13 protein-coding genes are annotated in these 15,195 nt (G+C 49.8%); 2 read left to right on the top strand and 11 right to left on the bottom strand.

All coding sequences use genetic code 11. The features are described from left to right. Nucleotides 1-80: 80 nt before the first annotated feature. The 5 genes from ACO0K2_RS04905 to ACO0K2_RS04885 form a co-directional block, all read right to left on the bottom strand. The gene (locus ACO0K2_RS04905; RefSeq protein ID WP_423016357.1) at nt 81-974 is read right to left on the bottom strand and encodes a ParB/RepB/Spo0J family partition protein; all 894 of its coding nucleotides are present in this window, start codon (nt 972-974) and stop codon (nt 81-83) included. A gap of 2 nt (nt 975-976) precedes the next feature. Then, nucleotides 977-1,753 (bottom strand): ParA family protein, encoded by a 777-nt coding sequence (locus ACO0K2_RS04900; RefSeq protein ID WP_423016355.1) that lies wholly within the window; start codon nt 1,751-1,753, stop codon nt 977-979. A 20-nt stretch (nt 1,754-1,773) separates the two neighbouring features. Continuing rightward, the gene (gene rsmG / locus ACO0K2_RS04895; RefSeq protein WP_423016353.1) at nt 1,774-2,424 is read right to left on the bottom strand and encodes a 16S rRNA (guanine(527)-N(7))-methyltransferase RsmG; all 651 of its coding nucleotides are present in this window, start codon (nt 2,422-2,424) and stop codon (nt 1,774-1,776) included. After that, nucleotides 2,424-4,379, bottom strand: coding sequence for a tRNA uridine-5-carboxymethylaminomethyl(34) synthesis enzyme MnmG (mnmG, locus tag ACO0K2_RS04890; protein WP_423016351.1), 1,956 nt, complete (start codon nt 4,377-4,379; stop codon nt 2,424-2,426). The genes rsmG and mnmG overlap by 1 nt, the downstream gene beginning before the upstream one ends. Before the next feature lie 248 nt (nt 4,380-4,627). After that, a complete protein-coding gene (locus ACO0K2_RS04885) occupies nt 4,628-5,389 on the bottom strand; it encodes a TSUP family transporter (protein WP_423016349.1) in 762 nt (253 codons plus the stop codon). A 163-nt stretch (nt 5,390-5,552) separates the two neighbouring features. Between ACO0K2_RS04885 and ACO0K2_RS04880 the strand changes: the two genes are divergently transcribed. Both ACO0K2_RS04880 and ACO0K2_RS04875 read left to right on the top strand, forming a co-directional pair. Continuing rightward, nucleotides 5,553-6,710 carry an iron-containing alcohol dehydrogenase gene (locus ACO0K2_RS04880; RefSeq protein WP_423016347.1) on the top strand — a complete coding sequence of 386 codons (1,158 nt, stop codon included), beginning with the start codon at nt 5,553-5,555 and terminating at the stop codon, nt 6,708-6,710. Nucleotides 6,711-6,855: 145 nt separating this feature from the next. Next, nucleotides 6,856-8,007, top strand: a complete 1,152-nt coding sequence (locus ACO0K2_RS04875; protein WP_423016345.1) for a CsgG/HfaB family protein — start codon at nt 6,856-6,858, stop codon at nt 8,005-8,007. A gap of 427 nt (nt 8,008-8,434) precedes the next feature. On the opposite strand, the gene ACO0K2_RS04870 is transcribed toward ACO0K2_RS04875, so the two are convergent. From ACO0K2_RS04870 to ACO0K2_RS04845, 6 genes are all read right to left on the bottom strand, one after another. Next, nucleotides 8,435-9,406, bottom strand: coding sequence for a branched-chain amino acid ABC transporter permease (locus ACO0K2_RS04870; RefSeq protein ID WP_423016343.1), 972 nt, complete (start codon nt 9,404-9,406; stop codon nt 8,435-8,437). Nucleotides 9,407-9,417: 11 nt separating this feature from the next. Beyond that, on the bottom strand, nt 9,418-10,302 hold the full coding sequence (locus tag ACO0K2_RS04865) for a branched-chain amino acid ABC transporter permease (protein WP_423017458.1): 885 nt from the start codon (nt 10,300-10,302) through the stop codon (nt 9,418-9,420). 209 nt (nt 10,303-10,511) lie between these two features. Next, nucleotides 10,512-11,723: an ABC transporter substrate-binding protein gene (locus ACO0K2_RS04860; RefSeq protein WP_423016341.1), complete on the bottom strand. Its 1,212-nt coding sequence runs from the start codon at nt 11,721-11,723 to the stop codon at nt 10,512-10,514. A 158-nt stretch (nt 11,724-11,881) separates the two neighbouring features. Beyond that, nucleotides 11,882-12,604, bottom strand: coding sequence for an ABC transporter ATP-binding protein (locus ACO0K2_RS04855; RefSeq protein ID WP_423016339.1), 723 nt, complete (start codon nt 12,602-12,604; stop codon nt 11,882-11,884). After that, on the bottom strand, nt 12,601-13,374 hold the full coding sequence (locus ACO0K2_RS04850) for an ABC transporter ATP-binding protein (protein WP_423016337.1): 774 nt from the start codon (nt 13,372-13,374) through the stop codon (nt 12,601-12,603). The genes ACO0K2_RS04855 and ACO0K2_RS04850 overlap by 4 nt, the downstream gene beginning before the upstream one ends. A 173-nt stretch (nt 13,375-13,547) precedes the next feature. After that, nucleotides 13,548-15,170 (bottom strand): GMC family oxidoreductase, encoded by a 1,623-nt coding sequence (locus ACO0K2_RS04845; protein WP_423016335.1) that lies wholly within the window; start codon nt 15,168-15,170, stop codon nt 13,548-13,550. Nucleotides 15,171-15,195: the final 25 nt, after the last annotated feature.

The following is a 15,195-nucleotide window of genomic DNA, read 5'->3' as shown; positions in this document are numbered from 1 at the left end:
AAGAGTAAAAGGACCCGTTAAAAAACGAGGACGAAAAAAAAGCTGCAAAACCTGTCATGGTTTGCAGCTTCGTTGAGAACTTATTGACCGCGTATTTTCAAGATAACGCCATCAAGAGAATCCAGATCAGCAAAATCAATCAGCATTTGCCCCCTGCCCTTGCTCCCCATTTTCAGGGTCACTTGCGTTGCAAGTAGATCAGATAGCTCTTCCTCCAAACGGGTAATGTCACGCGACTTTTCAGCTTTGTCGCGGGGCTTACCTGTCGCGCTCATCTCGGAAGTAGTCTTTGCTACTAACTTCTCTGCTTCACGCACTGACATGCGTTTAGCAACGATTTGATTCGCCAACTGAATCTGGGTAGCGGCATCGGTGACCAGCAAGGAACGCGCATGACCCATGTCAATGTCACCTGCCATTAACATCGTTTGCACTGGCTTCGCCAAATTCAACAAGCGCAGCAAATTAGATACTGCACTACGGGAACGTCCGACGGCGGTTGCTGCTTGCTCGTGGGTGAAAGAAAAGTCAGTGATCAGACGATGGATACCTTGGGCTTCTTCCAGCGGATTCAGATCTTCACGCTGAATATTTTCAATCAGCGCCATCGCTGCCGCAGCCTGGTCATCCACATCTTTCACCAGTACAGGCACTTCTTCCAGACCCGCCATTTGAGAAGCGCGGAAGCGACGTTCACCAGCGATAATTTCGTAGCGCGTAACACCGTTATTGTGACCGATCGGGCGCACGAGAATCGGTTGCATCAGGCCTTGCGCCTTGATAGACGCCGCCAATTCGGCCAAAGCGCCCTCATCCATGCGAGTACGCGGCTGATACTTACCCGCTTGCATCTGCTGCACGGAGAGGCTGGTAGGCGCACCAGTTATCGTGGGAACGGCATCGGCAAAGTCGCCAGCGCCGCCCAACAACGCATCCAGACCGCGACCCAGTCCCTTTTGTTTTTTAGTGACCATATTCATTTTTCCAACTGCTTAATTCTTTCGACCATTTCCGCGCCGAACGCAATGTAGGCCTGAGCACCCTTTGAAGAGGGATCAAAAACGACGCCAGGAATGCCATAGGAAGGCGCTTCCGCGAGACGGACATTTCGAGGGATGAGCGTTTTAAATACCTTATCCCCAAAGTGCTGCTCTAACTGGTCAGAGACCTGTTGGGATAAGGTCATCCGCGGATCAAACATCACCCGTAACAGGCCGACGATTTTCAGGTCAGGATTGAGATTTGCGGAGACTTTTTTGATCGTATTAGCGAGGTCAGAGAGACCTTCCAGCGCGTAGTATTCGCATTGCATTGGGATGATGACGCCATTGGCAGCACACAAACCGTTCAATGTCAGCATCGATAAAGCGGGTGGGCAATCCACCAAAATAAAATCGTAATCATTACTCACGAGCGCAAGCGCATCGCGTAGGCGCTTATCGCGGTTTTCTAATTCCACCATCTCGACTTCCGCACCAGCGAGTTCACGGTTCGCGGGTAACACGTCAAACCGTCCCGATTCTGAGCGCAGACGGGCTGTCGCGACATCCGTAATACCGAGTAAAACTTCATACACAGACGAAGTGAGTTTGGCTTTGTTGATGCCCGCCCCCATCGTGGCGTTGCCTTGGGGATCGAGATCAACCAGTAATACGAGTTGATCTAATTTTGCCAGTCCGGCGGCAAGATTAACGGTGGTTGTGGTTTTGCCCACGCCACCTTTTTGGTTTGCTACACAAAAGATTTTTGCCATACAGGGATTCCGTGGGTAAGTCAGACTGGTGATTTTTTAACAAAGACAAGGTGGCGTTCTGCCTGCAAGCCAGGAACCGATAAGGCTTGTACGCCTGTCACTTCCCACCCTTGCGGTAAACGTTCAATTTCCTGCTCCGGTGCAACACCTTTCATGGCAATAAATTGCCCGCCATCCGCCAGCAAATGACCTGACCAGTTAATAAAATTACATAACTCTGAAAATGCCCGTGACGTAATCACATCAAACTTCTCGGTCACTTGTAAGGCTTCAACGCGCCCTGTATGCACAGTCACATTACGCAAGCCCAGCTCTGTTTTCGCTTGGGTCAGAAATGCTGTCTTTTTATTGACGGTATCGATCATCGAGACCTTTGTCTCAGGATACGCAATCGCCAACATCATGCCCGGTAATCCACCGCCCGCGCCAACATCCAGTACATTTTTCGCCCCAACAAATGCGGGCGCTGCCGACAAAGAATCCAGTAGGTGTTGTTTCACCATTTCTTTTGGATCTCTGATTGCTGTTAAATTATAAACAGAGTTCCACTTCGATAACAGTGACAAATACGCCATCATCTGATCGATTTGTGCATCGGTCAGTGGCAATTCCAATTCTTGCACACCGTCGGCGAGCATTTTCCGCAAACTACTTGTATCGTTGATACTCATCAAGCCTCTCCTACCTCGGACGTTGTCTCTTCTAGCGCATCAGGTGCTGCGGCAAACTCTTTAAATCCGCGCTTTTTCAGGTGCACCAGCAAGAGTGAAATCGCCGCTGGCGTTACACCGGAGATACGTCCACACTGCCCTAAGGTCTCGGGTTGATGCTTATTCAGTTTCTGTCGCACTTCAATCGACAAGCCGTTGACTTCCATATAATCAAAACCCACCGGCATTTTGAGGTTTTCAAAGTGGGCGTGACGTTGTACTTCTTTGGCCTGACGGTCGATATAACCTGCATACTTGACCTGAATCTCGACTTGTTCACGCACAGCTTCATCGGTGACACCAGGGCCTGCCAACGCTTGACCTTCCATACCAACTAAGCCCATGAGACTGTCGTAGGTAACTTGTGGGCGGCGTAGTAGGTCTGCCAAGGAGTATTCACGTTCTAATGCTTTACCAACGACGCGTTCGGCTTCTGCCGCTGCCAGAATCCGTGGATTCACCCACGTAGAACGCAGACGCTCCATTTCACGTGCAACACTTTCACGCTTTTGTTCAAACGACTGCCACTGGGCATCACTGACGCATCCCAGTTGGCGACCGATTTCTGTGAGACGCATATCGGCGTTGTCTTCACGCAGGCTCAGGCGGAATTCTGCACGGCTTGTGAACATGCGATACGGCTCTTGAACACCTTTCGTAATCAGATCATCAACCAATACGCCAAGGTATGCTTCGTCACGGCGCGGTACCCATGCCTCTCTACCTTGCGTTTGCAGCGCTGCATTCAGCCCTGCCAACATACCCTGCGCAGCCGCTTCCTCGTAGCCGGTCGTGCCGTTGATTTGCCCCGCGAAGAACAAGCCTTCGATTTGGCGCGTTTCCAAGGAAGACTTCAATCCGCGAGGATCAAAGTAATCGTATTCAATCGCATAGCCAGGACGCAGAATGTAAGCATTCTCTAGCCCCCGCATAGAGCGCACCAGTTCTAACTGCACATCAAATGGCAGACTCGTGGATATGCCGTTCGGGTAAAACTCGTTGGTGGTCAGGCCTTCTGGTTCAAGGAAGATCTGATGTGATTCTTTACTCGCAAAGCGATGAATCTTGTCTTCAATCGAAGGACAGTAGCGTGGCCCCACGCCTTCGATCACGCCCGTGTACATCGGGCTGCGGTCGAGGCCGGCACGGATAATGTCGTGCGTTTGCTCGTTGGTGTGCGTAATCCAGCAAGGCACTTGCTTAGGGTGCATTGCTGTATTGCCCATGTACGAAAAGACAGGAACCGGATCGAGATCGCCTGGTTGTTCTTGCATGACAGAAAAATCAATGCTGCGACCATCAATTCTCGGTGGCGTACCTGTTTTCAAACGTCCCTGAGGCAGCGCCAATTCCTTCAGACGCGCAGACAAGGAAATCGCTGGTGGATCACCTGCTCTACCTGCGGAGTAGTTATTCAATCCGACATGGATCTTTCCGTCGAGGAAAGTGCCGGCAGTCAAGACAACGGCGCGGGCGCGGAAACGAATACCGACTTGTGTAACGGCACCAACAACGCGATTACCTTCGACCAATAAATCATCGACCGCCTGTTGGAACAACCAAAGGTTCGGCTGATTCTCAAGACGGCTTCGGATCGCTTGTTTGTACAGAATCCGGTCTGCTTGGGCCCTTGTCGCTCGGACTGCGGGACCTTTGGACGAATTCAGGATACGGAACTGAATACCCGCCTCATCCGTAGCGATGGCCATTGCACCACCCATGGCATCAACCTCTTTAACCAAATGTCCCTTACCAATCCCACCAATGGAGGGGTTACAGGACATCTGACCAAGGGTCTCGATATTGTGGGTCAATAACAATGTGGACTGCCCCATTCGCGCGGCGGCGAGGGCAGCTTCTGTACCGGCGTGACCACCACCGACGACAATCACATCAAATTCTTTAGGATAAAACATGGCTAGCTTCTGACAAACAAGGACTCTGAGAGGCACGATTATAGTTTGTTTTCGCGTTGAACCCGTTTTCAAATTGTGAATCTTCAAAAAATAAGTCCCGATGTTTCACGTGAAACATCGGGACCTCACTCACAACACACTCTGAAAGCAAACCGAAAGTGCCACATTTTTCATCACGACAAGCTGGCAATCATTTTAGCCGTCAGCATTTTAACAACAAGCCATTTCGATTGTTTCACGTGAAACAATCACTTCAAGAACCCATCGTAGGTCGTCTTGCATATTAACGCGATCACGACAAACAAGAACATTTTTCGCACAAACCCCGTACCGTGCTTGATGGCCATGTGCGATCCGGTCAACGAACCACCCACCTGACAAAACGCCATCAAGCCGCCGGTCAGCCACAAGACATGTCCACTAAAACCAAACCACGCCAACGCGGAAGCGTTGCATGCGACATTCAATACCTTTGCCACTGCGGAAGCCCGTAAAAAATCATAGCCAAAAAAGCGCACAAACAAGAACATGAAAAAACTGCCCGTACCAGGTCCGAAGAAGCCATCATAAAAACCAATTGCCCCACCTACCGCCATTCCTAGCAACACTTCCTTTTGTCCTGAAAAGACAGGTTTATCCAAAGCACCAAACTCTTTTTTCTTAAAGGTGTAAATGGCTACGGCCACCAACACAAATGGCAATGCCTTCCGCAATTGTTCGGGCGATATATGCGTAACCAAGTACGCACCGGCAAAAGAACAAACAAAGGCCATCAATGCCGCAGGCAATGCCATCGCCCAACGAATCTGTACTTTGCGAAGATAATTTTTGGCTGCGACACTCGTACCCCAAATACCTGCAAACTTATTCGTGCCAAGCAACGTTGCCGGTGCTGTACCTGGTAACAAAGAAAATAAAGCAGGCACTTGCACCAATCCCCCGCCGCCAACAATCGCATCCACAAATCCAGCAAAGAACGCCGCACCACCCAAGAGCAATACATCTACCATGTCATCAACCTTATCTTGTATTTCAACTTATCATCATTACCCACACGCTATCGCTACTTTGCGTAAGTCGCCAAGTTCTGGCAAGCTACAGAGGATAGCAAGTCTACACACAGTCAGGTCGCACAGTTGTCAGAAACTTTCACCACAACAGGAAAATTGTCCCATGAATAACTTCGAGTTCCAGACAGTCCCCCACATCATCAGCCATACCGGTGCATCAAAACTATTGGGTAAAACGATCGCCCAGTATTTCCCAGCAACGACACATGTGTTGGTTGTCACGGATGCCGGTTTTCTCAAGACAGGTCTTGTACAACCCGCTATCGACGATATCAAAGCGAGTCAACGTCATGTGAGTATTTTTTCGGACGTCGTCGCAGATCCCCCTGAAGCCGTGGTATTGCAAGCGGTAAAGCACGCACGAGAACAAGGGATTGATTTGGTCGTTGGACTTGGTGGCGGAAGTTCGATGGATGTCGCTAAACTCATCGCCGTCCTCGCAGGCAGCGACCAAGCACTTGCCACCATGTATGGCATTGGCAATGTCAAAGGAAGCCGCCTGCCTTTGATACAGATTCCAACCACTGCAGGAACAGGCTCCGAAGCGACCCCCATCTCCATCGTCACAACGGGAGCAACCACAAAAATGGGCGTCGTCGCACCACAGCTGTATGCTGACATCGCCATCCTCGATGCCGAACTCACGCTTGGTCTACCCGCTGCCGTCAGTGCAGCAACCGGCATTGACGCCATGGTGCATGCGATCGAGGCGTACACAACAAAGTACAAAAAGAATCCTCTTTCAGACATGTTGGCACGTCAGGCACTGCAACTACTCTGGCACAATATCCGCACGGTCTGTCATGATCCACAAAATCTGATCGCACGTCAGTCGATGTTGCTTGGTGCTTTATTAGCAGGTCAGTCTTTTGCCAATGCGCCCTGTGCCGCTGTCCATGCCCTTGCCTATCCGATTGGTGGCATTTTCCATGTCCCTCATGGCTTATCCAACTCATTAGTTTTACCGCCAGTGCTTCGCTTTAACGCGCCTGTCGCCCACTATCAATATGCCGAACTCGCCGACATTATTGCTCCTCAAGAGCAAGGCAGCAGCCATGCTAAAAGCGCCGCGATGATTAACGCTCTCGAACGTTTGGCACAAGAACTCGGTATCGCTACACGCCTCCATCAAGTCGGTATTGCCGAGAAAGATCTTGATCAGTTAGCGACTGACGCCATGCTCCAAACACGCTTACTCGGCAATAACCCCCGCGAAGTCGATTGGCATCATGCTCGGCATATTTACGCAGAAGTTCTGTAACCGCGACAAACGACTAACAGACCACCTTTACAACGACGGCATTGCATTCTCTAAAAACGGTAACAATTTGAAATACATTCATTTTTATTACCAATAACATTCTGGTTATACTTTACAAATTGACCAGAAATAACAAGGAGAATCAATGCGTAACCCGTTCAACAATAAGCCATTCAGTGTTGGTGTCATGTGCAGCGTCTTCGTCCTACTCTCAGCCAATAGCGCCTTGGCTGAGAGCAGCATCGAACCAGGCTCCATCGAAAAATGTAACCGCAATTTTGGTACCCTCGCCGTCGCAGAACCCCAAAGCCAGATACTGACTTATCTTGGACGCTACAGTCTCGGCTCTCCCTCCACGATGTTACGGATGATCGTGCAGGAATCGGGATGTTTCACGGTGGTCGAACGAGGTATCGCGTTACAGAACCTGCAGCAAGAGCGTGCCTTGGCGGCGGGCGGTCAATTACAAGATGGTTCAAATGTTGGTGGCGGACAAATGCAAGCAGCCGACTTTGTCATGACACCGTCAGTGCAGTTTTCTGATGATTCGGGCGGCTTGGGTGGTACAGTCGGCGGTCTGTTTGGAAAAATGGGCGGCGTACTCGGCGCCATTGGCGGACTCGCAGGCGGGGTGAAATTCAAGGAAGCAGAAACGACCTTATTACTAGCGGACGTCCGCTCCGGAATTCAAGTCGCCAGCGCAGAGGGCCAAGCAAGCAAAATGAACTTTAGCCTCAGTGGCTGGGGCTGGGGGAGCATGGGCTGGGCAAGTGCCGGGGGTTATAGCAAAACACCAGAAGGAAAGCTGATCGCCGCAAGCTTACTCGACAACTATAACAAAATCGTTTTGTCGGTTCGCGATAAACCACAGCTCATTCAATCGACATCACAGAGTTCAAAAGCCAATGCGGCAAACTCTATCCAAGCAACCAATAGCACCCGCCCCGCTGTGGTTCCAGCGACACCCGCACCTTCAACGCCAAGTAACGTCATCCCTGCCGCTTTGGTGGGCGTTTACACAGCACAGTTTGATGGTGACGATCAAGGTAAAGTCAACGTGATGGTGAGCAGTAGCGGAAAAGTCACTGGCATGGGCAATTCCACAAAATTCAAAATGAATTTCACAGTGACCGGCAACATCACAGCCAATGGGGAACTCAACCTTGTTGGTGCTGGCAAAGCAGGCGGTGCCAGATACATGGGCACCATCGACCCCCAAAGCGGCTCCCTCGTGGGGATGTGGCAAATTGATGACGGCAGTAACAAGCAGGGCACCTTCACCGGTCACAAGCAATAATCTAGACACAGAGAGCGCGATGACAGCGCTCTCTTTTTTTTATCCGGTCATCTAGTAACACATTCTTGATGCTCATCGTCTGGCCTGATCAGGCAACATAGCAGCTTGTGGACAACTATCGAGATACCCACAGGCTACCTTCATCATATTCAATTATCCCCTATCGCAGCGAGCCGTTAAATCGTGTCTTAGGCGAAAAAAGGCATGCCACCCCACAAAGAGTCGAGCGCATTAAAAAAACGTCGCCAACACCCCTTAAATCGCGTTAAATGACACTTCGCACCACAGAAGGATCCTCCCAAAATAAAAGGTCCCACAATTTTCATTGTGAGACCTCATCACCGATTCAAATCATGGAAGCGGCCATCATGTCATTTCTCATGCCCCCCATCAACGCAGAGCGAACGACAGACAGCCGAGATACACCTCAAGCAGAACGCTGCTTCGCGCCAAACAACGCCGATAACTCACCGACGATCCCTCTGCGGAACAACAGGACGCACACGATAAAAATAAAACCCGTCACGAGCGTGACAGAATCGCCTAGGGTGCGGAACCATTCGATATGCGAAACATCGGCCAGCCACGTGCCGATATCACCCAACTTGTCTTCTAAAGCGATAATCACCACGGCCCCGACCATCGGCCCCACCATGGTCCCTAATCCACCCACCAGCGTCATTAACACGACCAAGCCCGACATCGCCCAATGCGCGTCAGTCAATGTCTCAAAGCCGATCACAACTGTTTTTGTCGCCCCTGCTAAGCCAGCAATCGCCGCAGAAAGCACAAAGCCAAGTAACTTGTACTTATCCACATCGTAGCCCAACGACACCGCGCGAGGCTCGTTTTCTTTAATGGCTTTCAGTACTTGACCAAATGGTGAGTGAATCGTTCTGACGATCAACGCAAACCCCGCCACGCAAATCGCTAATACAACGTAGTACATCGTCATATCGGAACTCAAATCTGCGCCAAAGAATTTCCCTCGCGGTACGCCTTGCAAGCCATCTTCGCCTCCTGTGAACTTCGCCTGCAAGAACACGAAGTACAGCATCTGCGCCAACGCCAAGGTAATCATGGTGAAGTAAATCCCCTGACGCCGAATCGCCAACAAGCCCATGACCAAACCAATCGCTGCCGCCACCATAACACCAGCGACCATCCCCGCTTCAAACGACCAACCCGCATCACGTAAGCAGTAACCAGTGACATACCCAGCAGCACCAAAAAATGCGGCATGACCAAACGAAAGTAAGCCCGTAAAACCGATTAACAGGTTAAAGGCACACGCAAATAAGGCGAAGCATAAAACTTTCATCAAAAACACAGGATACGCAATCTGTGGTGCCACCAACAGAAAGATCAGCGCAACGCCATACGCTATTTTTTTATTCATTTCAGCCCCGATCATTTCTCTTTACCGAACAAACCAGCTGGACGAATCATGAGCACAATCGCCATGATAATGAACACGACCGTGGCGGATAATTCAGGATAAAACACCCGTGTAAGACCTTCGATAACGCCGAGGCCTAATCCTGTCAGGATAGATCCCAGAATCGAGCCCATTCCACCAATCACCACAACGGCAAACACGGTGATAATCAAGTTAGAGCCCATCAATGGAGATACTTGAATCACAGGTGCAGCAAGCACGCCAGCAAACGCCGCCAATGCCACACCAAAGCCATACGTCAGGGTGACCATCAAAGGCACATTCACACCGAAGGCTTCGACCAGTTTCGGATTTTCGGTACCCGCCCTAAGGTAGGCGCCAAGCTTGGTTTTCTCAATCACAAACCATGTCGCAAAACACACCACCAGCGACGCCACAACCACCCATGCACGGTAATTAGGCAAAATCATAAAGCCGAGATTTGTCGCACCACTGAGTGCCTCAGGAACAGAGTAAGGCTGACCCGATACCCCATATACCGAGCGGAAAATACCTTCTAACATCAAGGTAATTCCAAAGGTCAGCAGAAGTCCGTAAAGGTGATCGAGTTTGTAGAGCCAGCGCAACATCGTACGTTCAATCACGACCCCAACAATCCCAACAATCAATGGCGCAGCAATGAGCATCCACCAATAATTGATGCCAGCATATTCCATCCCCATCCAGGCCAAAAAAGCACCCATCATGTACAACGCACCGTGTGCGAAGTTAATCACATTCAGCAAGCCAAAAATCACAGCCAGACCGAGCGACAACATCGCATAAAACGACCCGTTCACCAGACCGAGTAATAACTGGCCCATCATCGCCTGTAGCGGAATACCAAAAATCTCCATGGCACTCTTCGAAAAAAAATCATCTGCAAGCATCGCAGAATCAACTCAAAAAAGGACAGCGTCCGCCAAACCAAACAAAGCCGACAAACCTCAACACTGACCGAAGCGACCCTGTCACCCGCAAGCGGGCGACAGGTGAACAACGAGACCGACATCAAGGTGTTCATCAACCACACCACCCGATGTCAAGCGCTTCGTTTATGCTCAGTTTATTTCCACAGAGCGCACTTCGACTCGGCCTTCGTTGTGAACGCCTGTTCACCCGGAATTGTCTGAATCACCTTGTAATAATCCCATGGCTCTTTCGAATCCGCTTGCGCTTTCACCTGCATCAGGTACATGTCATGAATCATGCTGCCGTCTGCACGCACATAACCGTTCTTCACGTACATATCGTTGAACTTCATGCTGCGCAACTTCGCCATGACTTTTTCAGTATCGTCACTACCCGCTGCTTTCACAGCATTCAGATATTGGATCGTGGCGGAGTAATCCGCTGCCTGTAAGCTAGACGGCATTTTTTTCATCTTCTCGAAATAACGACGTGCCCATGTCCGCGCCTCGGGGGACTGATTCCAGTACCAACTATCAGTCAAATACATGCCATTCGTAAGGTTCAGACCCAGCGAATGGATATCGTTAATAAACATGAGCAAACCAGCCAATTTCATCGTCTTGGTCAGTCCAAATTCATTGGCGGCTTTAATGGAATTGATGGTGTCACCACCTGCGTTGGCTAATCCTAAAATCTGCGCTTTCGATGATTGCGCTTGGAGTAAGAACGAAGAGAAATCAGAAGCAGACAAAGGATGTCTCACAGACCCGCTCACGCTACCACCGCTTGCCTTGACCACTTTCGTTGTATCGCCCTCTAAGGCAGCACCAAACGCATAATCTGCCGTCAGGAAATACCAGCTCTTACCACCTTGTTTCACGACCGCAGAGCCTGTACCTTTTGCCAAGGCGACCGTATCGTAAGCATAGTGAACGGTGTAGGGCGTGCACTCATCATTCGTCAATACCGCGGTTCCAGCACCGATCGAAATGAATGGCTTTTTCTTTTCATTCGCTACTTTCGCCATCGACAAACCGGTACCAGAATTTGTTCCACCGATGAGCATATCGACGCCATCACGATCAAACCATTCACGCGCTTTACTCGCAGCGATATCCGCTTTATTTTGATGGTCGGCGCTGACTAATTCAATTTTTTTTCCGAGTACCGTGCCACCAAAATCGGCAATCGCCATCTTGATCGCCTCAATACCACCTTTACCATCGATGTCTGAATACACACCAGATAAATCGGAAATAAATCCGATCTTCACCACATCGCCAGATACCTGCGCTGCAGCACTACCAGCAACACCAGCACACGCAGCAGCAACTGCCAGCGCGAGAACGTTTGATTTGATTTTCATTTGTCTTCTCCAGGAAATAAGGATCAATACCGACGAGGCGGAAAACGACGATCGCATCACGTCAAGCGGTACTGCGTTTTACAACTCACTTCTACATTATTTCTACGAACTTGTTGACTCGTTGATGATCTTCTTGAAACGATCTTTTTTTCTTTGTTTTATACACCCAACAACTGGTTTAACACGGGCATTTTTTCGGACAATGCCGAAGCAGAAAAATGCTCGACCATCTGTCCATGTTCCATCACATAAAATTGATCCGCGAGTGGTGCGGCGAAGCGGAAATTTTGTTCCACCATGACGATGGTGTACCCCTTTGATTTTAAGGTCATGATCATGCGCGCTAACGCTTGCACAATGACAGGTGCGAGGCCTTCTGAAATCTCATCAAGCAACAGCAATTTCGCACCCGTCCGCAATATCCGCGCCACAGCAAGCATTTGTTGTTCACCGCCAGATAAGCGCGTACCTTGACTGTGCTTACGCTCGGCAAGGTTAGGGAACATGGCGTAAATTTCGTCCACCGACATTCCCGTATCATGGCGTGACACCAACGGCGGTAACATCAAATTTTCTTCGGTGGATAACGATGAAAATATCCCCCGCTCTTCCGGGCAATAACCCACACCAAGATGCGCGATTTTGTGTGTTGCCAATGCAATCGTTTCGACGCCGTTGATCTTAATGGATCCCTGACGGCGACCGGTTAATCCCATGATGGCGCGCATCGTGGTTGTTCGGCCGGCACCATTGCGCCCTAGGATTGTCACTACTTCACCCTGATTCACACGCAAATTCACATCATGCAAAATATGCGACTCGCCATACCACGCTTGCAAACCAGTGATTTCTAAACTGGGTATTGTTGCGTTACCACTCATCCGTGCGCTCCTTCCAGTTCAGCATTGGCACTACCCATATAGGCTTCCATCACTTGTGGATTTTCGGATACTTCAGCATAACTTCCCTCCGCCAAAATCGCCCCCCGTTGCAGTACTGAAATGCGATCGCAAATACCCGACACCACTTTCATGTTGTGTTCCACCATGAGGATAGTGCGACCTGCAGATACTTTTTTGATTAACTCGGTCACACGGTGGACATCTTCATGACCCATTCCTTGTGTGGGCTCATCGAGCAACATCATTTCTGGTTCCATCGCCAGGGTTGTCGCGATTTCTAATGCACGCTTACGACCGTAAGGCAGATCAACCGTCATTGTGTCCGCAAAATCCGCCAGATCAACTTGGGTCAACAATTCCATAGCGCGGTCATCCAGCCGCTGAAGACTGGCACCACTTCTCCAGAAATAAAAAGAGGTACCCAAGGTTCTCTGCAAGCCAATACGAACGTTTTCTAAGACGGTCATATGTGGGAATACCGCCGATATCTGAAACGACCGAATAATCCCCTGACGCGCAATCTGGGCAGGCTTATCGGAGGTAATATCACGACCATTAAACAAGATCTGACCTGATGTTGGCGTGAGGAACTTGGTGAGTAAATTAAAACAAGTGGTTTTGCCGGCGCCATTCGGGCCGATCAGTGCATGAATGTGTCCCCGCTGGACTTGCAGGTTAACATCGTTAACAGCGGTAAAGCCTCTGAACTCTTTGGTCAGATGCTTCGTCTCCAGGATGACTTGAGTCATCACATCTCCTTTATTGTCTTGCCTGAAACATGACAAACCCGCCGTCATTGCAGCGGGCATTATTTTTCTGCGATCGTGTCGTCGTCAGAATTTTTTTTATGTGGAACTGATAGTAACGAGTAACTCCTTGTCAGTGCAAGACCCAATTCCATGAAAAATCAAAGATTTTTTTATCACCGACTTTTCAGCATCAATTCAGCCGCTTTTTCGGCAATCATGATCGTTGGTGAATTCGTATTACCCGAGGTAATTGTCGGCATGACGGAGGCATCCGCCACGCGTAAGCCTTCGATACCATAAACCTTGAGCTGACTATCCACCACTGCACTGACATCGTCCTTACGTCCCATCTTACAGGTCCCCACAGGATGAAAAATCGTTGTTCCTATGTCACCAGCCGCACGTGCTAACTCTTCTTCCGTTCTAAATTGTGCGCCGGGCTTCATTTCTTCTGGCTGATATTTTTGTAAAGCCGGAGCAGCAACGATTTTCCTTGTCAGAGTTAAGGAATCAGCCGCAATCTTCCGGTCCTCAGCTGTACTCAAATAATTGGGCACAATCTCTGGTGCAGCCAATGGATCTGGATTCGTGATTTTCACATGACCACGCGAGCTTGGACGCAAGTTACAGACACTTGCTGTAAATGCCGGAAAATCATGGAGCGGATCACCAAATTTTTCGAGCGACAAAGGCTGCACATGGTATTCCAGATTCGCCGTTTCTTGACTTGGATCTGAGCGTGTAAATGCTCCAAGCTGAGAAGGTGCCATCGACATCGGGCCGCTTTGCTTGAGCATGTATTCCAGTCCGATCGCAGCTTTTCCCCACCAGCTATTGGCCATGGTATTGAGCGTTTTCGCGCCGCGAATTTTGAATGCAGAACGGATCTGTAAATGATCTTGCAAATTGCCGCCTACACCCGGCAACGCATGAACAACAGGGATCCCAAGACGCTGTAAATGCGCTGGGTCACCCACACCCGAATGTTGCAAAATAGCGGGTGAGCCGATCGCCCCCGCCGCTAAGACAGTCTCCTTCAAAGCATCCGCACACCACGCTTCTCCACCACCAATAAATTCAACACCTGTGCAGCGCTTTCCGTGTTCATCTTCTGTGAACCGCAAGCGTTTCACCTGACATCCAGTCATGATCGTTAAGTTATCGCGCGATGCTGCTGGGCGTAAAAATGCCTTCGATGCGTTCCAGCGAATACCACGTCGTTGGTTCACATCAAAGTAACCACACCCTTCGTTATCGCCGCGATTAAAATCATCCGTCTTTGGAATACCCACTTGTTCTGCGGCATCACGAAACGCATCCAAAATTTCCCATGAGAGCCGCTGTTTTTCCACGCGCCATTCGCCGCCTTGCGCATGAAAGCGACGATCCTTGCTGTAATGATCTTCGCTCTTTTTAAACAGTGGCAATACTTGATCCCAGCGCCAGCTATCGTCTCCTGTGAGCGCGGCCCACTCGTTGTAATCGCGCTCCTGACCGCGCATATAAATCATGCCATTAATTGATGAACAACCACCAAGTACTTTTCCGCGTGGATAGATCAAACTGCGTCCGTTTAATCCCGGCTCCGACGCCGTGCGGAACATCCAATCAGTGCGCGGATTGTTGATGCAGTACAAATAGCCGACAGGAATATGAATCCAAACATAGTCATCTTTTCCTCCCGCTTCAATCAGCAATACTTGCTTGTCTGCAGAGGCAGATAAGCGGTTCGCCAAGACGCACCCAGCACTACCACCACCAACGACGATATAGTCAAATTGCCCAACTGATTTCATGGAATATTCCTGGCTATTTTTATTG

This window comes from Undibacterium sp. MH2W (assembly GCF_049340215.1).
Lineage (GTDB): Bacteria > Pseudomonadota > Gammaproteobacteria > Burkholderiales > Burkholderiaceae_D > Undibacterium.
This window is presented reverse-complemented; position numbering and strand designations above follow the sequence as displayed.